Raw genomic sequence first — 22,159 nt, 5'->3', positions numbered from 1 at the left:
TTTTTCACTGACTATAGTTAACTCGTTGTCTACCATAGCCCCAAAAATTAATATTTACTCATAAAAAAGCCGTTCGTTATTGATAGCGAACGGCTTTCTTTATTGAATTAAAGTTATTTTATAACCTGTTAAGCCAGTACTTCGATTAGCTCACCTTTGACCATATGCGGACTAACAAAATCGGTCACACGTACGCTAACGATTTTACCGAGTAACTCATCCATTTTATCAGTGTCATAAGGGAACATAACGGTGCGGGTATTATCCGCTGTACCAATTAAGCAGTCAGGGTGACGATTGGCGACTTGCTCAACCAAAACCCGAGTCGTGGTACCAACCATTTCATGGGTTTTAGCAAGGGTTGAATCAATAATAACTTTTTGAAACTCTGCCAGTCGAGCTTTTTTGGTGCTAAAGCTGACATCATCGGGCAATTCTGCGGCTGGTGTACCCGGACGTTTGGAATAAATGAAACTGTACGAGTGGTCAAAGTTTAACTCTTTTGCCAAATTCAATGTATCTTGAAAGTCTTGGTCAGTCTCGCCCGGGAAGCCAATAATAAAGTCGCTTGATAAGTAAATATCTGGGCGAATGGCTTTGAGTTTATTAATCTGATTGATATAAACATCAATGGTATGGTTGCGTTTCATCGCTGCCAATATTGCATTTGAGCCACTTTGAACCGGCAGATGCAAGTGAGATACCAACTCTGGCAATTGCGCATAAGCATCGATGATGTCATCGGTGAACTCTAACGGGTGGCTGGTGGTATAACGAATACGCTCAACGCCATCGACGTGGGAGACATAATGCAATAATTCAGCGAAACGGCAAATACTGCCGTCGTCTTTTTCACCACGATAGCCGTTGACGTTTTGCCCTAATAGATTGATTTCACGGATACCTTGCGCGGCTAGGCTATCAATTTCAGCCAATACATCGTCAAGTGGGCGGGACAGTTCTTCACCGCGGGTATAAGGCACCACACAAAATGAGCAATATTTTGAGCAGCCTTCCATGATAGACACAAAGGCTTTGTAACCTTCTACTCTTGGCTCTGGTAAAAAATCAAATTTTTCGATACTCGGGAACGAGACATCAATCGTGCCAATACGATTTTTGGGCGAGATATCACGTTGTTCATGAGATTGATCGTATAGTTCTGGCAAACGGTGCAAAGTTTGTGGACCAAAGACCATATCCACATAAGGGGCGCGTTTTTGGATATTGTCGCCTTCTTGTGAGGCCACGCAGCCACCCACACCAATAACTAAGTCAGGGCGTTTTTCTTTTAGTTTGCGCCAGCGACCCAATTCTGAAAAGACCTTTTCTTGCGCTTTTTCACGAATCGAGCAGGTATTCATTAATAGCACATCGGCTTCGTCAATATCGTGTGTCACTTCCATGCCGTGTGAGTCGCCGAGTACATCGAGCATTTTGCCAGAATCATAGACGTTCATCTGACAGCCTTGAGTGGTCACAAACACCTTTTTAGTCGCCGATTTTACAGGGGCTTGAGCGGAACTTGGCTCTTTGAGTGCAATAGCAGTAGGCGCAGTAACCGCGGTGTCAGTGACAGCAGCGTCATCGATGCGGGGATTAAATACAGTAACACTCATAAGGATAAGTCCATGATTGACTAAAAATATAGCGGGGTAGCGGATTAACAGGTGGCATATTTTATCACAACCTCACGCCAATGTGAAAAGTTAGCGTGTGCTTGGGATGTTAATTATGCTAGATTATTTATAATAGTATCAATTGCTTAACAGTTATTATTAAACCGATGTTATTAGAATCAATAGGATTTACCAATGATTGGTGCTTAATAACACCTTTGTGTTACACCCTGCTATCCAATTTATTAACGAAAAGTAAAGCTTATGGTTGAAAGTGCAACGAGTATAGTATGATAAGCGCCATAAGCTTAGCGGTACTTGGCACATCGCTGTTCACACATTCGTAAAGACATAATAAAGAGAGTCAGTATGACAAAATTGCGTGTTGCTCATAGTACCAAGGATCGAAAAGCTATTCATCAAAATGATGGCTCAAAGCGGTTTAAAGAAAATAGACTACGAATCAGTGTGCTGAGTCTAGCAACGGCGGTGGGTACGTTAGGATTGTCACAAGTTGCTTGTGCAGATCTGACGTGGGGCGATAATGAAAGCTATCAAACCGAAAGCTACGAATCGGGAAGCTATCAGCAAAATACTGGCTATCAGTCAGATAATGGTGCGAGCTCATTCACCGCGGCGGCTATCGCGGCAGATCGCGGTGATATCAATGCGCTTTATGAGTATGAGCAAGCGATGAGTGGTGGTTTGTTTGCCATGTATCCAACTTACTGGCGCATGAATCTGGATTTGAACTCGCAAAGCTCAGCGGCTGTGTCACAGTTTGTCCGTCAATATCCAGATACAGTCATGGCAGAAAAGCTGGTTGCTGATTTTGCTGAAGCCAAAGCGGGTTCGAATGATTATGCGTCAGTACGACAAGTGGCCAACTTGATTACCAATGCTGATGCCAGTGAGCGCTGTGCGGTGGCGCTTGGGTTTAATAATGGCGGTGACACCATGCGCGCCATGGCAGCAAAGTCTGATGTTTGGCTGGTGACCAAAAAGCAGCCAGCCTTGTGTGACCAATTAGCGATGGAGATGAATAATAACGCGCTGATTAGTAATCAAGATAGAGTGTCGCGACTGAAACGCATGCTGCGTAAAGGCAAGACTGGCGACATCATGGCGTTGTCCTCACGTTTGGGCGCCTCTATTCCTTATTCGTCATTGAGCGAAACTCAGCTAAATCCGTCGTCGTTTTTTAGTCGTTTTTCTCGCGAGCCTGCCACTCAAACCAATCAATATTTATATCAATATGCCATAGGGCGCTTAGCAGAGAAGTCTTATCGTGAAGCCGCTCTGCAACTAGATTTTGATATTAAGCAAGACAACCAGCGCGCCTCTAAATTGTTAAATGAAGATACCCGCCGAGCAGCCTATCGTACGCTTGGGGTGCAGCGCATGAATCATAACACCGATGATGGTTTTAATGCTGAGGCAGTTGATTGGTTCCGCAAGAGCTTGGATGATGATTTTAGCTTTGAAGAAGCAGAATATTATGCCATAGCCGCGATCCGTTTTAGCCGCTGGGATGACGTGGTTGAGGCGATCTCCCAAATGGATAGCGAGATACAAAGAGAAAATCAGTGGCAGTATTGGTTGGCACGTGCGTATGAGCAATCAAGCGATGCTAACAAACGTAATACCGCTAAAAAGATGTATAAAAACTTGGCAAAAAGTAATGAGTACTATGGTTTGATGGCAAAAGATAAGGTTGGGCAGCGTTTTGATGCCAGTCGTTTGGGTGGTAATAATTTACCAAACGTCAGTAATGCAGACCGTGCTCGCGTTATGCAAAACCCACACTTTGCCCGAGCATTTGCTTTATACAATGCCGATGCCAGTCGTGCTTATGCCAACCGTGAATGGAACTGGGCGGTGAAAAAAGCGCGTGATAATCGTGATGATAAGTTAATTGTTGCTGCTGCTCGTCAAGCTCATGATATGGGCTGGCTCGATCGTGCCATTTATGCTGTGGATAACACTGATTCGGTCAATCACTTAGCGATATCACATCCGATGCCACACCAATCGGCGGTAGTACGTCATAGTCAGTCCGCAGGTATCGATCCGGCGTGGGCTTATGGCATCATGCGCCAAGAAAGCCGTTTTGTGACTTCGGCACGCTCTAATGTTGGTGCCAGTGGCCTAATGCAAGTCATGCCGGCTACGGCAAAATATATTGCCCGAAATCTGGGTGAGACTTATAGTGCCAGCCGCGCTAATAGTGGCGATACCAATATCCGCTATGGTACCTGGTATATGGGTGATATCTTTGGCAAGCTACACAGTCAGCCGGTATTGGCAACAGCAGGCTATAATGCCGGGCCTAACAACGCCAAACGTTGGCAGCCTGTTTATGGCTCATTGGCTGCGGACCAATATGTCGAATCGTTTGCCTTTCCTGAAACGCGCAATTACGTCAAACACGTGATGGAAAACGCCACTATTTATAGCAGTCTATTAGGTCGTGGTCAGCCGATTAGTCAGCGCATGGGTGCTGTACCTGCCGCTTTTTAAGGCAATCATTTTTAAGACTAACAAACCATTAGCGAGCAATCGTTAATGGTTTGCTTTTATAAATGGGGCTCAGATATTTTTACGTCACTTCTGCAATCATTAGCCTGTGTTTACGTTTCTGCTATATATTAAAAAAAGTGTTTTGCTACCATTACCATAGGGTTTGTTTAGCTATCGGCAATTCTAAAAGAAATCGGTATGTTGGTAGCCACGTGCTACTGTTATAAAATTTTCTTGCTTGCTGTTCGCAAGCGTGACAGAGGCGACGAAAAATTTACTCCAGTAGCACTCGTATCGATTTTAAAGTGAATTAACTATATCGGCAGTCCTAATATTTGAATGTTTAACTATTTAAATGTTCAACAAACCTTAATCAATACCCATATTTTTTAGCTCTATTCTTGGTTCGATGAGTGTTTATGTTTTGTGCACCTTGAGCTAAGCGATAGCCCATGTTTTATCATTGCTAGATGCCTTTTGCCCTTATGATTAAAAAATATTTTAACCTATCCATGGTGCCGAAAACGTCATCAAAAACGAAGCATCAGCCCATTATGCAGATGCTTTCTTTATCGAATCCGATGTTGTCATCGAGCCTGATGTCAAATTTGAGCCAATCGAAAACAAAGCTAAGCGCGCAACCAAAAATAAAAGCGTTTAAGCTTTTAGATCAGTATCGTGTCAGCTTGATAGGTAAATGTTATATAAATAAGGCTAATGCTGCGACGAGTATCGGGGCTTTATTGATACTACAAGGTATGATGCTGACCCCAGCCCATGCCGCCAGTGCTGCCAAAACTGGACAGCGTGTGTTGATGATCGAGATGACGCCAGCATTATGTAGCATGCAACCGACACGTGCTCGCATGCGTCAATGTCTAGAAGGCTATTCATTGACAGTATCAGGTTTGGATATGGGCTATGGTGAGCGCTGTGGGCGAGGTAGTGAGCCACGGCTGACACCGCTACAGCTCAAAGTCGTCAACCGTATCATGCCCGACACGACAGTACGTAGCCAAGCATGGCAGCGCTATGGAGACTGTAGCCCACTCAGTGCGAGCAGTTATTTCCGTCAGATTACCAATTATGCAGGGGCACTGAAACTACCGAACGAGCTGAATACCGGTAATAGTTATACGGTTTCTAAGTCGCGATTTATCAGTCAAATGACCCAGCTTAATAGTGGCATGTCCTCAAGCAGTATTGACCTGATTTGCCAAGCAGGTAGCCGCCGTCAATCAACTTTGACCGATGTCCATGTTTGCTATGAAGGTAGCGAATTTGGTACGTGTCATAATATTGTAGATAACTGTGGTACTAAATTTATTATTTCAGGCGGCAAATAACCCTTTCTATTTTAGCTCTTTTTATCATGTTCTCTGGCTTGCTGTGCCTACGCAGACAGAGGCAGCAAAAATTATATTTGAACGAAAGCAGAGCTGTATTGTTTTAACATTGGCTCAATTATATAACTATTCAGCCTGTCATAAACGTCTCTTTATACCGCTCTAGCGCTTTACTTATAAGCCTTTTATGGGTTTAGAAACCTTGTCGTATAAAATGTAACAATATAGTCGTGATTAGCCTTCTCGCTTTCTCTAGACGGTGAATAGGCTGAGGTGCTACACTAACCTTCGGTTTATGGCTGCTGCTATGTAGCAAGCAAGTCGATATCTACAACGATAACCATCAATTACAATCATGAATTATCTAATCAATAATTAGGGAGTATTCAATGTCAATGAAACAGCCTTTACGTGTTGCCGTTACTGGTGCCGCTGGAAATATCAGCTACGCGATGCTATTTCGTATTGCCTCTGGTGAAATGCTAGGTAAAGATCAGCCAGTTATTTTGCAATTGCTTGAAATCGCCCCAGCGCTAGACGCTCTAAAGGGTGTGGTCATGGAATTAGAAGACTGCGCATTCCCTTTATTAGCTGGTATTGTGCAGACTGATGATGCGACGGTTGCATTTAAAGATGTCGACTATGCTTTGCTAGTAGGTTCACGTCCTCGTGGCCCAGGTATGGAACGTAAAGATTTGCTAGAAGCCAATGCAGCGATTTTCTCAGCACAAGGTAAAGCATTGAATGACGTTGCAAGCCGTGACGTAAAAGTCTTGGTTGTGGGTAACCCTGCGAACACCAACGCGCTTATCGCTCAGCGTAATGCACCAGATCTTGATCCGCGCAACTTCACGGCAATGACTCGTTTAGATCACAACCGCGCCATGGCGCAGTTGGCTGGCAAAACGGACAGCACTGTCAACGACGTGAAAAAAATGACCATCTGGGGCAACCATTCATCAACTCAGTATCCTGATCTGACTGCTTGCACTGTAAACGGCAAGCCAGCATTAGACTTGGTCGATCGTGACTGGTACGAAGGTACTTATATCCCAGAAGTACAACAACGCGGTGCCGCTATTATTAAAGCTCGCGGTGCATCATCTGCCGCTTCTGCTGCTAATGCTGCTATTGCACATATGCGCACGTGGGTACTTGGTAGCGATGAGAATGATTGGGTATCAATGGGTGTTTACTCAAACGGCGAGTACGGTATTACAGAAGGCTTAATCTACTCATTCCCATGCACGTGCACGAACGGCGACTGGGCTATCGTAGACGGCGTTGATGTGTCATCAGACTTCTCAAAAGAGAAAATGGCGGCAACTGAGCAAGAGCTTAGCGAAGAGCGTGATGCAGTCGCACATTTACTACCATAAGTGATTAACTTGCTAACGCTGTTATATAACAAGTAGTATAAAAAAGCCCTCCTAAAGTGTGAGGGCTTTTTTGTCTGAAAGATATATTATCTGTCATTTATCGCTGTAAGCCTAAATCATACCAAACCCAAAAAGTACGATTAGCTGTGTCAAAGCCGTTTAGTCTACAGTACGTAGCACTTGTTCTCGTTTTCCTTGCTACGCTAATTTTTGTGAATGGTATCAGTTATCACTTGAGCGTTAATACAATTGATAACGTTAGATAAACGTTGGTTAACAGCTATTAAAAAAAAGCTTGCTACAATAAAGTGGAAAGTTTAAATAATAAGCAGAATAAAATCTGCGTCATTTAAGGAGAAGTTTTATGTTGGGTGAACCTGAATACAATATGAATGAGCTGTTTGCTCAGTTAGGACTTGATAGCTCTGATGAAGCCATTGATCAATTTATTGACAAGAATAAACTGTCAAAAGAAGAAAAATTAATAGAAGCTGACGTTTGGAGCGATAACCAACGCGCTTTTTTACAGGAAGAATGGAATAAAGATGCAGCATGGGTCGAAATTATTGATGATTTAAATGTGCGTATGCATCCAGATGCATAGAGAAGAGAAAAACTAGCATATAGGCAGTTCTAAATAAAAGCGATACGTTGGTAGCACTCGTATCGGTTTGAAAGTGAATTAACTATAGAATAAAAACCCACAAACGTTATAAACGCTGTGGGTTTTTTTGTAAATCATAAATATCGACGCTCGCATGTAAGTTGATTGGCAATCTAATTAGGTTGCTGCGCTCGCCACTCAACCAATGCTTTTACGTCATTATGGATACCAGTTTTCAGCGCTTCTAAACTTTCATAATGCCGCTCACCATGTAAATAATGCAAAAAGCGTACCTGTAAAGTCAATCCATATAGATTGGCGTGCAGTTCTGGAAAATGTACTTCCAAGCGCCAATCATGCTCTTTATCCACAGAGGGTCTGATGCCCAGATTGGCCGTACCAAATAAGCTGTGCGGACGCAAACCTGCGATACCTTTATTTGCGCTATCCGTGAGAGCCGTTAAGCCGTTCGGTACCACATTGCCTTCATCATCGAGGATGACTACATCAACGGCAAAGATGCCATGTAAAGCAGGTTTTAAGCGTTTTAAGTCAATATTAGCAGTGGGAAAGTCCATGGTGCGACCAATTTTATCGCCGCCAATCACCATGCCAGTCATCGTATAATCGCGACCAAGTAACGTATTAGCGGCATCAATGTCACCGGCTAATAATAAATCACGGATACGAGTCGAGCTAATACGTGCGGCTTTATTACTATCGTCTTTGATCGTATGTAAATTGGTCACATGCAAACCATAATCTCGTAAAAACTGGCTGTCTCCAGTGCGATCATGACCAAATTTAAAATCATCACCCAATACCAACGCTTGCACATTTAAACGCTGCGCTAAGATATCTGCAAATGCTTGTGCAGACAATGAGCGAAATTCAGCATCAAAGCCTGCGACAATCAATGTCTCAACACCGTAATCTGTGAGCAAGGCTTGTTTTTCAGCAAGATTGGTTAGGCGAGCAGGCGCCGTATCTGGAGCGAAGAACTCACGTGGCTGTGGCTCAAATATCATTACCGCAGGGCTAAGCTCACGTGCTTGGGCAAGTTCGCGAACTTGAGCGAGCATCGCTTGATGACCCAAATGCACACCATCGAAGTTACCGATAGTCAGCACGCAGGGTGCTAAATCTACTGGGTTAGTATTGGCTGGCGAAGTGCTTGGAGACGCCATCAGTTGCTCAAGAAAATAGGTGTTCATAAATTTCAGCTATGATAGATAAAAAACAAAAAACACTTCTATATTTAAAATCGAGGCGTTCAAAATCAGTCATTATAAAGTAAAATAACCATACTAACATCCTATAGTCTGCTGATAATCAAACAACAACACTATCAAGTTTAAAAACCCATGACTTTATCTGGCCTGCGCGAGTTTTCTTGCTTAGCCATTTATCTGTCCATAGATTGAAGTGATGACACGTCCAAGTCATTAATAAATTAATGCTCATTTTCTATTAATAATAAATAGCCATCATGGAGATGCTATGTTTGACGCTAGCTCTAATCCTGTTTTTAATGCTGATTTTAATGCGGCTTTTAATCTTAGGCACTCTGTTTTGGCAGTAGATACGCTCAACGATGGTTTTATGGTGCAGCGTGCAAGTGTAGAGGATTTGCCAAAAATCTTGGCAATTTACAATCAAAGTATCGCCGGCAAGCAAGCAACTGCCAATCTAACGCCAGTGACTTGTGAGGAGCGCACAGATTGGTTTGAGGAGCATTTAAACAATAAGGCGCGTCCTATCTATGTGGTCAAAGCTGTTATTCATGTTACGGTCGAAGCAACTCAAAGCACGCAGTACACAGAAGCGCCAATAATAGCGTGGGGCAGTTTTAGTGATTTATATGCGCGCACGGCTTATCATATCAGTACTGAGATTAGTATATATCTGCATAGAGATTATCATGGTCGAGGGCTAGGCAGCTTACTAACACGCTGGATGATCGCTCAAGCGCCAAGTTTGGGTATTCATAATGTGGTTGCACTTATCTTTGCTCATAATCAGCCAAGCTTAGGTTTATTCCGTAAGCTTGGTTTTGAGCAGTGGGGATATATGCCAAAAGTCTGTGATATGCAGGGTTTTATCGCTGATGTGGTGATGCTTGGCAAAGCAGTGACAACAAATCAGATGATATAGCCAAACTTAGATAAAATGGATACGGTATCAGGCTCGCTTAGCCCAATATTTTCCATTCATCATTGATTTTTTGTAGCTCGTAAATCAGTGGTGCAGGTTCACTTTGTTCTTTTAGCATCAGCTCACCAGTGATAGTGGCATGGGTTTTATCGTCATTATATGTGGTATCAGTGATAGTGACACTATCAACCGTTTGTTGAAAAGCAGACTGGGTCTTAGCAAGCTCTTCTTCGAAGTTTGCCATATCTACTTTGTAGTAGGTGGCGGCTTGCTTTACATCACCGTAATACAAACTATCCAGTGCTTGTTTGACGGTATCTTCAGGCGTGTTGGTTTGGGTTTTATTGGTCACTAGGCTTTTTTGCTTGGCTGAAGAAGTAACTGGATTAATATTATCGCTATCAATATCAGTTTTGTCTTTAGCATTATTAGCTGGTTGCTCACTGTCAGCATTGCTATCTAAGGCTTCTTTTTCTTGAGCAGTTGTGCTCTCTTCTGGAGTGTCAACGACGGCTGCCGTATCGTCGCTATTACCGGCCGTATCTGTGCTCTCTGTATCCATATCATTATTGCTACAACCGCTTAAGAGTAGCCCAGCGCTTAGCACACCAGCAGTAAATATGATTGGTAAGCGTGGTAATGTTGATTGTTTGGTTGTCATATTAGCCCTCAAAATTCAGTTATGTATTAACGACCAATTATGGCAACTATCAACAGCATTAGCTGTCAATTCTCATATTAGGCTTGTTTTGGTTTGGTAAGTTAAGGCTTATTTTTTATCCATGTCTTAGTTGGTGAGGGCGGAAACCTGTCGCCAGTAACACCACCCCATAAACCAGTGCCCCAACCGCACACATAATCAGCAAAGCCGCGACACGTCGCCACTGAGCACCATCGGTTGGGAAGTAGGGCAGCATGATATAAAGTACACCAACCATAGAAGCGGTAGAAACCGCAAACTGGGCGAACAGTTTTTTCCAATGACTCCCAAAACGGAAAATCTCGCGCTTATGCAAGAAGTAATATAGCAAGCCGGCATTCACAAAAGCTGCACCTGTGGTTGCAAGCGCTAAACCACCGTGCAATGGTATTTCTAAAAAATAGAATATACCGATAAAAATGACACTAAAAACCATATTGGCGAAAACTGAAATGATACCGATTTTTACCGGTGTTCTGGTGTCTTGGCGAGCAAAAAAAGCAGGGGCAAATATTTTAATCAACATAAAGCCTAATATACCACCGGCCATACTACGCAGTGCCAGCGAGCTCATTTGCGCATCACGCAAGGTAAATTCACCACGCAAAAATAGCGCCTGCATCAGGACATCGGCAAGGATAAATAGTGCCGCTGATGCTGGAACACCCACCAAAATAATTAAGCGTGCTGCCCAATCAATGGTCTTTTTAAAGCTAACATCGTCTTTTTGGGCTTCACTTTTTGACAAGCTTGGCAGGATAACGGTACCAATTGCTACACCAATCAGTCCTAACGGCAGCTCGCTCATACGCTCTGCGGCATAGAGCCAAGAAACCGAACCACCAATCATTAAAGACGCAAAAATAGTATTTAATAATAAATTAATCTGAGTGACAGAAACACCGAAGATAGCAGGCAGCATGAGTTTTAAAATACGGCGCACGCCTTCGTGTTGAAAGTCGACCTTTGGGGCGACCAGCAGCTTTTGTTGCCATAGCTGCGGCAGTTGTATCAAAAATTGTAGTAGACCGGCGATAGCGACCGCATAGCCAAGCGCCATAATAGGCGTATCAAACATAGGCGCAAAAATCAGCGCACCACCAATCATACACAAGTTTAATAACACGGGTGCAAAGGCAGGTGCTGCAAAACGTCCGTAGCTTTGCAAGATACCGCTGGCAAAAGCGGTCATAGAAATAAATAGCAAATAGGGGAAGGTCAGGCGTAGTAATTCGGCAGTGATGGCAAATTTATCAGGTTGGTCGGCAAACCCGGGAGCAAATAAGGTTACCACCCAAGGGGCAATTAAAATAACCACCAGCGTCAACATAGATAGCACTAGCAGCAGCGCGCCTGACGTGCGACTGACTAGAATCTGTACCTGCTGTAAACTGTACTTTTCTTTGTACTCAGACAGTACGGGTACAAATGCTTGGCTAAAAGCTCCCTCTGCAAACAGCCGGCGCAAAAAGTTGGGTATTTTAAAAGCGACTAAAAAGGCATCCATCAGGCCGCCTGCACCAAACACGCCTAACAAGACGACGTCGCGTACTAGACCTAAGATACGCGATAACATGGTCATGCTGCTGACCACCATGGTTGAACGAAATAACCGACTTTTTGCCATGATAACCTATTGTGCTAATTTGTTTAGGGATGGTTGTTTACTGATGGTTGTTTGCTGATTTGCTGGTATTAAAAAACTGACAGATTATAGCACTTTCATAATTGAGATAACTAAACTAGATAAATGAATTGGTTATGCAAATGCTCTGTTGTATGAATACGACTCAGTGGCTGAGGTTGTCGGCGACCTTTTCACGCAATTTTGTCCATTCAAAATAATCACCGGGGTCAGTTTTGCGACCGGGAGCAATATCACTATGACCAGTCAAATGACGACGAGTTTTAGGGTAGGCCGTGTATATTGCAGCGATGACTTTTGCCAGCGTGTCATATTGTGCGGCGCTGAAGGACACAAAATCTGACCCTTCAAGCTCGATGCCAATGCTATAATCATTACATTCACGTCGGCCCAAATAGCTAGAGCGTCCGGCATGCCAAGCACGCTCATCAAAATTGACAAACTGTGTAATATTACCGTCACGCTCGATAAGTAAATGCGCTGACACCTCTGCGCCTTTAATCGTCTGAAAATAAGGATGGGCATCCCAGTCAAGTTGGTTGGTAAATAATGCTTTTACGTAATGCACACCGTCATTAGCACATACGCCAAACTCATTGGGCGGCAGGCTGATGTTATGAATAACAATCGTGTCAATAATAGTGTTTTCAGGTCGTTCATTATAGTTCGGTGATGCCAGCCATGTAGCCGCTGATAATCGACCGTCGTTAATAATCATTGGCGATGCTATGGACATAATACTCTCTTTTATAATGTTATTAGGGCGCGCCCTAATAAGCGGGCAATAAATGTTTTTTATCATTAATTTTATACAATCAGGTCTAAATAAAAACGATACTAGCAGAGTGCTATTTTGAATGTAGCGCTTTTAATGGACCTCTTTTATCGTAGGTTGGCTATAAATGGCAAACAGACCTACAAAAAGATGATCGTTCAGAATATACATTCTGCTAATTTAACAGACTTAATCACGCGATAAGCGTATGGTTTCCACAGTGCGAGATTTTACTTCATGTTTATAAACTCAAGCCTTATGGCAGTATATGGTCGGCCCACAAAGATAAGCAAACGCGCGCGTCTGCCATTGACGATTGCAGGGTTACTGTTGACTGCACAGGCGCAGGCATTTTTACCCACGCCAGCATCGCTAATGGCTACAGGCGACTTAGCACTAGACGCTGATGCTAAAGCTCAAATAGGCGCTAAGCAACAGAGCTCTGATACGGATTTGACTGAGCCTGTTGCGCTAAATAGTAACATCAAGTCAAATAATGCCTCAAATAAAGATGTCACTAATCGTACGCCCGCTAATCAAAATATTAATAATACCAGTAACGCCAATATTGATAATGGCAATGTTAATAATGCTAAGGCCGATCAGCTATTAACAGCATGGCGCAAGCAAGCAAAGACAGGAAACCTTGCTCAGCATGCGACATGGCGACGGATGCTCTACTTCATTGATGATAAAAAAGGCTTGTTTGGAAAAAACAAGGGGAAAAGTCTGGTTGATGACCAAGATTTCTTTTTGAGTGACAACGGTCAACAGGACTCAGCAGCAGAGCTGGATGCGCTATTAGCCGCGCTTGCACAGGAAATGACGCAAGGAGCCCCGCCAGCCGCTGACGAATCTAATAACGAAGCCAAAAGTCATGACAGTACGGCTCAGACCACCTCAAGTAGTGCCATCTCAAATAGCCCTGTTTTAAGCAGTTCTGTATTGTGCCGTTTCCCTGCGCGAGTTAAGTGGCTCACCGACAGTTTGAATGTGGATATCTCAGCGCTGAACGCCAGTTGCCCAGAGCTTGATGGTTGGATGAAAGAGTTGGCTCCCGAGCAGCTGTCAGTTATGTTCGCTCAAGAGTACTTGGACAATCCTATTTCTGCTTTTGGTCATACTTTATTACGTATCGACTCAAAAGCCAGCGCCGCAGATTTTAGCCAGATTCATCATGCTTATGCGCTTAATGATACGGTCGATGGCGACAGTGATGATAGCTTTTTAATTTATGCCATCAAGGCGACAAGCGGCGGCTACGATAATGCTATCGAAATTGACCCTTATCCCAAAAAGCTGGCCGATTATTTAAAAAAGGATGAGCGCGATACGTGGACGTATCAATTAGACCTGACCCCAGAAGAAGTACAGCAAATCATGCTACACGTTTGGGAAACCAAGGATCTGGCATTACCGTATTACTTTACAACGGACAACTGTGCGTCTGAGATTTTACGCCTTATCGACGTGGTGCGTCCAGAGCAGCATTTACTAAGTCAGCTGCCTTATGTGGTTATTCCATCGGATGTGATCAACTTGCTCAAAGATGAAAAGTTGCTGACAAGTACGCGTTATACACCTGCAGATAGTACGGTGCGGCAAGCGCAATTGAATGAGGCGCAGCAGGCAGCAAAGCTTGGTTATCAAGATTTGAGCAAACAAGACGCTCAGCAGCTTAAAGCCGCTGATAGCAATATGGCGTCTAGTATGTCAGCAGATGGTAAGTTATTACAGCCACCAGTGATTGGCGCTTCTGATAATAATCCGCTAGATCGCCACCCTTTACAGCGTGCTCATATTGGCATCGGTCAGCACGGTGATAATAACTATATTGATGTTGGATTGCGTGCAGGCTTCCATGGCACGCTAGATCGCCCATCAGGTTTTCCGCAGTTTTTTGATTTGGAAGGCATCAAGGCAACGCTGCGTTTCTATGACAAAGATGACAATAATGGCAAGCCTAATCAGCCAAGCAGTGTCGAGCTACAGAACTTTACCCTCATTCGTGGGCGCTCTTTTAATCCAGTGAACTCTGCCAAAAAAGATCAAACATGGGGAGCAAGTATTGAGGCCACCCGTATCAATGACGGCTCACAGCAGGATGGCACTGACCATCTGGTTGGCAGCACCGCATTTGAATATGGTAAGTCATGGGCATTTGGTACACCGCGTAGTGATTCATCAGGCGTAGTCAGCGGAGAGATGCCGCCGCAGCTTTGTTATACCTTTGCCACAGGTGCGGTGCAAGCAGGACGCGGTATCAACAAAGGCTTTCGTGTTGGCGCAGGCGTGAATGCGGGCTGCCTGTATCAGATTAACAATCAGTTACGCGCGCAGGCTGAATTGCAACTGCCATATTGGTATCATGGCCGCAGTGATGAGTCTAATGCTCGCGGCCATTATTGGCAGCCAATATCGACGTTAGGTCTACAATACGACATCGATAAAAAACAAGCCTTACGTATCAATGCCAGTTACGATTGGCAAGATCGTGTTGACGCCAACGAAGACATACAGTTGTCATATATGCGTTACTTTTAAAGCCAGTTTTTAAATAGTCGGCTTTAAATAATGGCTCTTAGACGATGGACAATGGGCAACAGCAAGGAGATATGATGGGTATGCAAAATTTATTAATTATTGGACAAGGCGATATTGGTTTACCAGTCGCCAATAAACTTGCGCATGATGGTTTAAGTGTCACTGGGCTGGCACGTCATGAGCGTCATCATTATCCCTTAGACGATAAGGTCAAGTTTGTGCAAGCCGATGCGTTGACCCTGACCGCTGAACAGCTGCAAGGCTTTACTCGTATAGCGATTGTTGTCACTCCCGATGAGTATTCTACCAGCGGCTATCATGATAGCTATTTGGCTATTAATCAGCATTTGGCAAAACTCGCTGACAAATTAACCTCACTTGAGCGCGTTGTTTTTATCTCATCAACGGGTGTGTATGGGCAAGATAATGGTGAATGGATTGATGAGGCCACGACGCCAGTCATTCCTGATCGCGAAGCATCGCAGGTTATATTACAGGCAGAGCAGGCATTACAACAGGGCTTTGGTGATAAAGCCGTCATCATTCGTCCTAGTGGTATTTATGGGCGTGAACGCTTAATGCGTTTGCGTAAAGCCCGTGAGCAAGATAAAGACCCTGTGGCCGCTGCTCATTGGAGCAATCGTATTATGGATCGCGATTTGGTCAATATTATTGCAAACGTTCTGACGATAGATGCACCCAAGCCAATTTATATAGCGACCGATTATTTACCGGTGACGACCTTTGAGCTAAGCGTTTGGTTGAGTGAGCAAATCAATGAGACGCCACCTACTATCGATAATAAAAAAACAGCGGTGACGGGAAAACGCTTGCACAGCAATATTCCGTTAGCTTGGCTGGACTATCCTGATTGGCAAGCAGGCTATCAAGATATTTTACAGCATCAACAGTAAGACAGCCGTTTATCCGATCAGCTTTATAGCTCCTTATCTTTTACTATGGCTATCGGGCTTAGTCTGGTTTTTTATCTTGTTTTACACATTGTTCTTCATGTTGTTTTTCATATTGTCCCTTATATTTTTCGAAGTGAGTTTCTGATTTACTCTCAACTTGCTAGCTTACGGAGTTTTCATGACCCAGCCTTCTACTTCTGATGACCGTTTATTCAGTGCTGACTTCATAGCAGCAGAGGGGCAGTTTGCAGAAGTTCATGCTGAGCAGTCAGCTGTTTTAGCAAACAGTAACCAACCGGCGATTGTGCATCCTAATTTTGATCCCAATCAATCGCCACTTGACCCTGCAAGACCATTGAGTGATATTCCTGAGCCTGCCCGCCGTTTAGACAATCAATTACGCCGACTATACGGAAGCTCTACGCGGTTTTATCAGCCTAACAAAGATAACTTGTCGAAGTGGGCTGTGATTGCGACAGAAGCTTTAGCTGAGCATCTGTCATTACTGCGAGCGGCTAAGCTGGTCGAGTTTCCTGATAGCTTTTATCACAATCATAGCGAGCAGCCATTACTATCACCATTGAGTGAGATGACGTTGCTCGATATGTCAGATATCCAGCAAGTACTGCGTGCTTATCCTAAACTGACTCGTTATGGTTTTGGCGGTATTGATAACCCAATAAAGGCTGATGGTGCTACTGATGAGCATGCTAAGAATCCACATAACTCTTTGCGTGCATTGACCAAACGTTATAATCCAGATGAGTTACTCAGTAGTCTCTACGCCGATGACTGGCAAGTGGTTTTGCAACCGCAGCAGTTCGAGACAGGTGAGGGCAGCTTGGCCACTGACATTATGGCGTGTAGCGTTGCTGTTCATGCTCTAAAGCAATGCAGTAGGCGCAAGAGTATCAACCATAGCTATAGCGCTGACCAAATTTGCCAGTATGTACGCAGCTATCTGCTCAGCCAAATCACCCTTGACCCAGCACAGCGCCATGCATACCGTCAAGTTCGAGTTTTTGCGGGGCATATTATTGTGGCTGCTTATCATTTGGGCTGGGACATACAGGTTAGTCAGGATAAACAGTGTTATTTTAATCTCTCATCGCGTTGCGGTCTATTGAGCCGCTATCCTAATATGCAAGATTATAATATCAATGGTTGGTCAAGCTGATTAATAATGCGTACAATAATGCAGTTTTTTAATCCTTCTTTTCGCTAATAGGAATGCTTCCATGCTCAATGCTCCAGTGTCTAATGCTGCATCTGCCCAGCACCCTTCTTTTGCCTCTCATCAATTTATTCAGTTGGCTTTGGACAATCAAGTACTAAAATTTGGTGAGTTTGTACTCAAGTCTGGTCGTATCAGTCCGTATTTTTTTAATGCAGGGCTGCTTGCTTCGGGTGAGATGTTATCGTTATTAGCACGTGGTTATGCGGATGCTCTCGCTGAAAAAGTGGCTGCTGTCAATAATGGCGAAGAGAAGCAGGAGTTGGTCATCTTTGGTGCCGCTTATAAAGGCATTCCTTTTGTGGCGGCAACCGCACAAGCTTTATGGCTGCATCATGGCATCAATGCCAAATGGGGCTATAACCGCAAAGAAGCCAAAACTCATGGCGAAGGCGGTAATTTGGTTGGCGCTGATGTCAATGGTAAGGCAGTTTGGGTGCTTGATGATGTCATTACCGCTGGCACGGCGATGCGTGAAGTGGTAGAGATTTTAGAGCAAGCAGGCGCAAGCGTTGCTGGCATTATCGTGGCCCTTGACCGTAAAGAAAAAGGTTTGGCTGAGCATTCTGCTATCCAAGAGCTTGCCTCAACACTAGAGGTGCCAGTACATGCATTGGTTGATATCGATGACTTAATCAGTTATTTGGCAGAAGATAGCAGCCCACACAAAGACGCTACTCAACTTGCAAAAATGCAGCATTACCGCGCGCAGTACGGCGTATAATTTATCGCATTCGCTGCCATGTAATCGTAATGCTAGCGTGTCATTTTTATATATAAATAATATTACGTAAATGAGCCTTATTATGAGTCAAGAAAAGCCAAAAAAATCTTTAAATATACTCGTCATTATGGACCCTATCGAACAGGTCAATTATAAAAAAGACACCAGTCTTGCGATGATGTGGTCGGCGCAAGATCGTGGCCATCACCTTGGCTATTGCCAGATTCATGACTTATGGTTGGATCATGGACAATTAATGGTCGATACACAGTCAGTGACGGTAAAGCGTGACCCTGAGGATTTTTATACGTTGGGCGAAAAAGCAACAGGTTCAATCAGCGATTATGATGTGGTTTTGATGCGTAAAGACCCACCGTTCGACATGCGCTTTATTTATGCAACTTATATGCTCGACCATGCCAAAGCCGCAGGTGTACTTGTGGTCAATGACCCACAAGCGATTCGTGACTGTAATGAAAAATTATTTGCCACCTGGTTTAGTGCGCATATGAGCCCAACCATTGTGACCAGTAAACAGGCACATATTCGTCAATTTATCGCTGAGCAGCAAGACGTCATCGTCAAACCTTTAGATGGTATGGGCGGTACTGGCATTTTCCGTTTAACCGCTGACAGCCCAAACATTGGCGTCACACTTGAGATTCTGACTGAACTTGAAACTTTGCCGATTATGGCGCAGCGCTATTTGCCAGAGATTAAGGAAGGCGATAAACGGGTATTGATCGTTGATGGCATCGTCGTCGATTATAGCTTGGCGCGTATTCCGGTAAAAGGTGAAACGCGTGGTAATCTTGCTGCTGGCGGTAGCGGCGTGGCCATGGCATTGACTGATATCGAACGCCAAGTAGCAGAAGTGGTCGCACCTATTGTCAAAGAAAAAGGGCTAATGTTCGTCGGTTTGGACTTAATTGGTGGGCGCATTACGGAAATTAATGTCACCAGTCCAACGTGTGTCCGTGAGATTGACGATCAGTGCGGTACCGATATCGCGACTGACCTTATCATCGCTATCGAAAATAAATTGGCGATTTGAGATACACAGCAATGATAGGGTGATTTAACACTAATCTATGGGCACAATGATGAAAAATAGTTGTGCTAAGATGTGTCGTCGATACATCGTTAAAGCCCTATTAATAACGATGCTTCGGTCATTGTTTCGTGGTATTTATCAAAACCAAGTCGCGATTGCTCACGGCTTGGATTTTTATTATTAACGATGCATAAAGTACTATATATTAATCAACGATTTACACTATACTATGCGAGTTTTTATAGGTCATTATTTGTCGATGACTGAGATAATCTTGGATAGTAAGTCCTTCATATAAATAAAGAAAAGATAGGCAAGCGTTTATGAAAACACCGCATATATTGATGATGGCAGCTGGTACTGGCGGTCATGTGTTCCCGGCGCTGGCAGTGGCTGAGGAATTAACCCAGCGCGGTGCGGTCATTCACTGGCTAGGAACACCAAATGGTATGGAAAACGGTTTGGTTGAACCGACTGGTTATAAGTTTCATGCGATTGATATGCAAGGGCTACGCGGTAAGGGTGTCGGACGTTTATTAAAATTGCCAGTGACTTTACTGTCGGCGACGATGGCTGCTGTCAAGGTCATTCGTAGTAATAATATTGATATGGTCGTTGGTTTTGGTGGTTACGTGAGTGCGCCTGGCGGTATAGCGGCACGTCTGACCAAAAAACCGCTGATTATCCATGAGCAAAACGCCATCGCTGGCATGAGTAATCGCTATTTGTCTAAAATGGCCACCAAAGTATTGCAAGCATTTGAACATACTTTTGCTGATAGTGAACAGGATGTAAAGCTCGAAACGGTGGGCAATCCTGTGCGTAATGCTATTACGGGTGTCGCCGAACCTACTGTGCGTTATGATGTTAATGACAGCTCAGCACTTAAACTGTTGGTGGTTGGTGGTTCGCTAGGTGCAGAAGTATTGAATGACACAGTACCAAAGGCACTGGCTTTGATCGACCGTCCTTTTGAAGTACGTCATCAATGTGGCCGCAATAACGAAGCAGCCACGCAAGCGGCGTATGATAGTGAAGATTTAAGCGCGCATCAATTTACTGTCCAGCCCTTTATCGATGATATGGCCGCGGCTTATAATTGGGCAGATATTATCGTTTGCCGAGCAGGTGCTTTAACGGTCACTGAAATTCAAAATGTCGGTATCGCTGCTATTTTTGTGCCGCTGCCCCACGCAGTTGATGACCATCAGACGGCTAATGCTCGCACCTTAACGTCGCACGAAGCCGCGATTTTATTACCGCAGTCTGAGCTAACACCGCAGCGTTTGAGCCATGAGCTTACTGCACTTGACCGCGGTAATTGCTTAGCGATGGCAAAAAAAGCCCATGCCCTTGCCAACCGAAGTGCCAGCAAACAGGTTGCCGATATCATTTGGCAAGCGCAATAGCTTGTATTTCTGTAACCGATTATTTTTATCTTCATTTATTTTGATTCATTAAATTTTACTAGTATTTAATAAAGAGAAACCCTTATGTCTACCTCTGCGAAAGCTCTACCCAAGCGTTTGATTGAAATACCAGAGATGCGCCGTATTCAGCATTTGCATTTTATTGGTATTGGTGGCTCGGGGATGTGTGGTATCGCAGAGGTGATGAAAAACCAAGGCTATCAAGTCAGTGGTTCTGATATTGCTGAGAGCTTAGTCACTAAGCGTTTAGCACAAATTGGTATCGCTATCGCTATCGGTCATGATTCCAAAAATATCGCCGATGCCGATGTGATCGTGGTATCGTCAGCGATTGATCGTAGCAACCCTGAAGTAAAAGCAGCCCTCGAAGCGCGTTTACCCGTGGTACGCCGTGCTGATATGCTCGGCGAGTTGATGCGTTATCGTCATGGTATCGCCGTTGCTGGTGCTCATGGTAAGACCACAACGACCAGCTTATTGACCACTATGATGGCGGAAGGACAGCTCGATCCTACCTATGTTATTGGCGGAAAATTAAACGCTTCTGGTAAAAATGCGGCGCTTGGTAGCAGTCGTTTCTTGGTGGCTGAAGCGGATGAATCTGATGCATCATTTTTATCCTTGCATCCTATGGCGGCGATTGTGACCAATATCGATCAAGACCATATGGAAACTTACGAAAACAGCTTCGATAAGTTAAAAGCGGCCTATATTCAGTTTTTACAAAACATGCCGTTTTATGGTTTGGCAGTGGTTTGTGGTGATGATCCTGAACTATATGCGATGATTGATGATATTGGTCGCCCAGTACTGACCTTTGGTCTTGAGCCTTTTAACGATGTACAGGCTGTTGATTTGGTGAGCGAAGGAACAAAAACTCACTTTACTGTACTGCGCCGTGACCGTGAGCCACTACACCTGACCCTTAATATCCCTGGTACTCACAATGTTTATAATGCCCTTGCCGCCATCACGATGGCGACCGATGAAGGCGTAGATGATGAAGCCATTAAGCGTGCCTTACAAAAATTTGAGGGCGTCGGGCGTCGTTTTGAACAACACGCCTCTGTCGATATTGATGAAGGCGATGTTTTACTTATCGATGATTATGGTCATCATCCAAAAGAAGTCGATGCTACCATCAAAGCCGCCCGTCAAAGTTTCCCTGATCGCCGTTTAGTAATGTTATTTCAGCCGCATCGTTATAGCCGCACACGCGACTGCTACGATGAGTTTGTTGAAGTACTTTCAAGCGTCGATGAGCTATTGTTATTAGAAGTATATTCAGCAGGTGAAAGTCCCATTGCAGGCGCTGATACCAAGTCATTAGCACGTAGTATTCGCCTGCGCGGTGCCGTTGAACCGACGATTATTGATAAAGACAATCTCGCACCCGTGATGCAGCGCTTATTAAAAGCCAATGACATGCTTATCACTCAAGGTGCTGGTAATATAGGGCAGATTGCTGTCGATTTGGCCGCAAATAATCTTTATATCAAATAGCTTTTATATCCGTT

The 22,159-nt window shown here is 44.1% G+C and carries 17 protein-coding genes; 12 read left to right on the top strand and 5 right to left on the bottom strand.

Annotated elements, in window-relative coordinates:
- Positions 1–128: 128 nt before the first annotated feature.
- On the bottom strand, positions 129–1,619 hold the full coding sequence (gene miaB / locus ACT3TU_RS02745) for a tRNA (N6-isopentenyl adenosine(37)-C2)-methylthiotransferase MiaB (protein WP_192523041.1): 1,491 nt from the start codon (positions 1,617–1,619) through the stop codon (positions 129–131).
- A gap of 369 nt (positions 1,620–1,988) precedes the next feature.
- Here miaB and ACT3TU_RS02740 point away from each other — a divergent pair, with 369 nt between their 5' ends.
- The 4 genes from ACT3TU_RS02740 to ACT3TU_RS02725 all read left to right on the top strand — a co-directional run bounded on the left by ACT3TU_RS02740 (position 1,989) and on the right by ACT3TU_RS02725 (position 7,468).
- A complete protein-coding gene (locus ACT3TU_RS02740) occupies positions 1,989–4,139 on the top strand; it encodes a lytic transglycosylase domain-containing protein (RefSeq protein ID WP_192523042.1) in 2,151 nt (716 codons plus the stop codon).
- A 554-nt stretch (positions 4,140–4,693) separates the two neighbouring features.
- Complete coding sequence (locus ACT3TU_RS02735; protein WP_225735287.1) at positions 4,694–5,485, top strand: hypothetical protein; 792 nt, start codon at positions 4,694–4,696, stop codon at positions 5,483–5,485.
- Positions 5,486–5,874: 389 nt separating this feature from the next.
- Positions 5,875–6,864 (top strand): malate dehydrogenase, encoded by a 990-nt coding sequence (locus ACT3TU_RS02730; RefSeq protein ID WP_192523043.1) that lies wholly within the window; start codon positions 5,875–5,877, stop codon positions 6,862–6,864.
- Between the two features lie 364 nt (positions 6,865–7,228).
- Positions 7,229–7,468, top strand: a complete 240-nt coding sequence (locus ACT3TU_RS02725; RefSeq protein ID WP_192523044.1) for a DUF2789 family protein — start codon at positions 7,229–7,231, stop codon at positions 7,466–7,468.
- A gap of 173 nt (positions 7,469–7,641) precedes the next feature.
- Here the strand turns inward: ACT3TU_RS02725 and ribF are convergent, their stop codons facing one another.
- On the bottom strand, positions 7,642–8,655 hold the full coding sequence (gene ribF, locus ACT3TU_RS02720; protein WP_225735289.1) for a riboflavin biosynthesis protein RibF: 1,014 nt from the start codon (positions 8,653–8,655) through the stop codon (positions 7,642–7,644).
- A 313-nt stretch (positions 8,656–8,968) separates the two neighbouring features.
- Between ribF and ACT3TU_RS02715 the strand changes: the two genes are divergently transcribed.
- Entirely contained in the window at positions 8,969–9,622 is a 654-nt protein-coding gene (locus ACT3TU_RS02715) for a GNAT family N-acetyltransferase (protein ID WP_192523046.1), read from the top strand.
- Positions 9,623–9,659: 37 nt separating this feature from the next.
- Here ACT3TU_RS02715 and ACT3TU_RS02710 read toward each other — a convergent pair whose 3' ends face one another.
- From ACT3TU_RS02710 to ampD, 3 genes are all read right to left on the bottom strand, one after another.
- Positions 9,660–10,283 carry a DUF4878 domain-containing protein gene (locus ACT3TU_RS02710; RefSeq protein ID WP_192523047.1) on the bottom strand — a complete coding sequence of 208 codons (624 nt, stop codon included), beginning with the start codon at positions 10,281–10,283 and terminating at the stop codon, positions 9,660–9,662.
- 115 nt (positions 10,284–10,398) lie between these two features.
- Positions 10,399–11,949 (bottom strand): murein biosynthesis integral membrane protein MurJ, encoded by a 1,551-nt coding sequence (murJ, locus tag ACT3TU_RS02705; RefSeq protein WP_192523048.1) that lies wholly within the window; start codon positions 11,947–11,949, stop codon positions 10,399–10,401.
- 163 nt (positions 11,950–12,112) lie between these two features.
- Positions 12,113–12,703: a 1,6-anhydro-N-acetylmuramyl-L-alanine amidase AmpD gene (ampD, locus tag ACT3TU_RS02700; RefSeq protein WP_192523049.1), complete on the bottom strand. Its 591-nt coding sequence runs from the start codon at positions 12,701–12,703 to the stop codon at positions 12,113–12,115.
- A gap of 276 nt (positions 12,704–12,979) precedes the next feature.
- On the opposite strand from ampD, the gene ACT3TU_RS02695 reads away from it, so the two are divergent.
- The 7 genes from ACT3TU_RS02695 (at position 12,980) to murC (ending at position 22,145) form a co-directional block, all read left to right on the top strand.
- Entirely contained in the window at positions 12,980–15,286 is a 2,307-nt protein-coding gene (locus ACT3TU_RS02695) for an Lnb N-terminal periplasmic domain-containing protein (protein WP_225735288.1), read from the top strand.
- 74 nt (positions 15,287–15,360) lie between these two features.
- A complete protein-coding gene (locus ACT3TU_RS02690; RefSeq protein WP_192523050.1) occupies positions 15,361–16,200 on the top strand; it encodes an SDR family oxidoreductase in 840 nt (279 codons plus the stop codon).
- A gap of 178 nt (positions 16,201–16,378) precedes the next feature.
- On the top strand, positions 16,379–17,377 hold the full coding sequence (locus tag ACT3TU_RS02685; RefSeq protein WP_192523051.1) for a hypothetical protein: 999 nt from the start codon (positions 16,379–16,381) through the stop codon (positions 17,375–17,377).
- 61 nt (positions 17,378–17,438) lie between these two features.
- Entirely contained in the window at positions 17,439–18,158 is a 720-nt protein-coding gene (gene pyrE / locus ACT3TU_RS02680) for an orotate phosphoribosyltransferase (protein WP_192523052.1), read from the top strand.
- A gap of 82 nt (positions 18,159–18,240) precedes the next feature.
- On the top strand, positions 18,241–19,212 hold the full coding sequence (gene gshB, locus ACT3TU_RS02675) for a glutathione synthase (protein WP_192523053.1): 972 nt from the start codon (positions 18,241–18,243) through the stop codon (positions 19,210–19,212).
- A 323-nt stretch (positions 19,213–19,535) separates the two neighbouring features.
- Positions 19,536–20,621, top strand: a complete 1,086-nt coding sequence (gene murG, locus ACT3TU_RS02670) for an undecaprenyldiphospho-muramoylpentapeptide beta-N-acetylglucosaminyltransferase (RefSeq protein WP_444783999.1) — start codon at positions 19,536–19,538, stop codon at positions 20,619–20,621.
- An 84-nt stretch (positions 20,622–20,705) separates the two neighbouring features.
- Entirely contained in the window at positions 20,706–22,145 is a 1,440-nt protein-coding gene (gene murC, locus ACT3TU_RS02665; RefSeq protein ID WP_444783998.1) for a UDP-N-acetylmuramate--L-alanine ligase, read from the top strand.
- The last annotated feature ends 14 nt before the right edge of the window (positions 22,146–22,159 follow it).

This window comes from Psychrobacter sp. AOP3-A1-26 (assembly GCF_052378235.1).
Taxonomy (GTDB): Bacteria; Pseudomonadota; Gammaproteobacteria; order Pseudomonadales; family Moraxellaceae; genus Psychrobacter.
The sequence above is the reverse complement of the archived record's forward strand: the minus strand, read 5'-3'. Positions and strand labels throughout refer to the sequence as shown.

Excerpts from the sequence above, each read along its gene's own strand:
- gshB (WP_192523053.1), top strand. The coding sequence starts at position 18,241 with ATGAGTCAAGAAAAGCCAAAAAAATCTTTAAATATACTCGTCATTATG.
- ACT3TU_RS02710 (WP_192523047.1), bottom strand. The coding sequence starts at position 10,283 with ATGACAACCAAACAATCAACATTACCACGCTTACCAATCATATTTACT.
- ACT3TU_RS02735 (WP_225735287.1), top strand. The coding sequence starts at position 4,694 with ATGCAGATGCTTTCTTTATCGAATCCGATGTTGTCATCGAGCCTGATG.
- ACT3TU_RS02715 (WP_192523046.1), top strand. The coding sequence starts at position 8,969 with ATGTTTGACGCTAGCTCTAATCCTGTTTTTAATGCTGATTTTAATGCG.
- miaB (WP_192523041.1), bottom strand. The coding sequence starts at position 1,619 with ATGAGTGTTACTGTATTTAATCCCCGCATCGATGACGCTGCTGTCACT.
- ACT3TU_RS02690 (WP_192523050.1), top strand. The coding sequence starts at position 15,361 with ATGGGTATGCAAAATTTATTAATTATTGGACAAGGCGATATTGGTTTA.
- murG (WP_444783999.1), top strand. The coding sequence starts at position 19,536 with ATGAAAACACCGCATATATTGATGATGGCAGCTGGTACTGGCGGTCAT.
- murC (WP_444783998.1), top strand. The coding sequence starts at position 20,706 with ATGTCTACCTCTGCGAAAGCTCTACCCAAGCGTTTGATTGAAATACCA.
- ACT3TU_RS02725 (WP_192523044.1), top strand. The coding sequence starts at position 7,229 with ATGTTGGGTGAACCTGAATACAATATGAATGAGCTGTTTGCTCAGTTA.
- pyrE (WP_192523052.1), top strand. The coding sequence starts at position 17,439 with ATGCTCAATGCTCCAGTGTCTAATGCTGCATCTGCCCAGCACCCTTCT.
- murJ (WP_192523048.1), bottom strand. The coding sequence starts at position 11,949 with ATGGCAAAAAGTCGGTTATTTCGTTCAACCATGGTGGTCAGCAGCATG.
- ampD (WP_192523049.1), bottom strand. The coding sequence starts at position 12,703 with ATGTCCATAGCATCGCCAATGATTATTAACGACGGTCGATTATCAGCG.
- ACT3TU_RS02685 (WP_192523051.1), top strand. The coding sequence starts at position 16,379 with ATGACCCAGCCTTCTACTTCTGATGACCGTTTATTCAGTGCTGACTTC.
- ribF (WP_225735289.1), bottom strand. The coding sequence starts at position 8,655 with ATGGCGTCTCCAAGCACTTCGCCAGCCAATACTAACCCAGTAGATTTA.
- ACT3TU_RS02695 (WP_225735288.1), top strand. The coding sequence starts at position 12,980 with ATGTTTATAAACTCAAGCCTTATGGCAGTATATGGTCGGCCCACAAAG.
- ACT3TU_RS02740 (WP_192523042.1), top strand. The coding sequence starts at position 1,989 with ATGACAAAATTGCGTGTTGCTCATAGTACCAAGGATCGAAAAGCTATT.
- ACT3TU_RS02730 (WP_192523043.1), top strand. The coding sequence starts at position 5,875 with ATGTCAATGAAACAGCCTTTACGTGTTGCCGTTACTGGTGCCGCTGGA.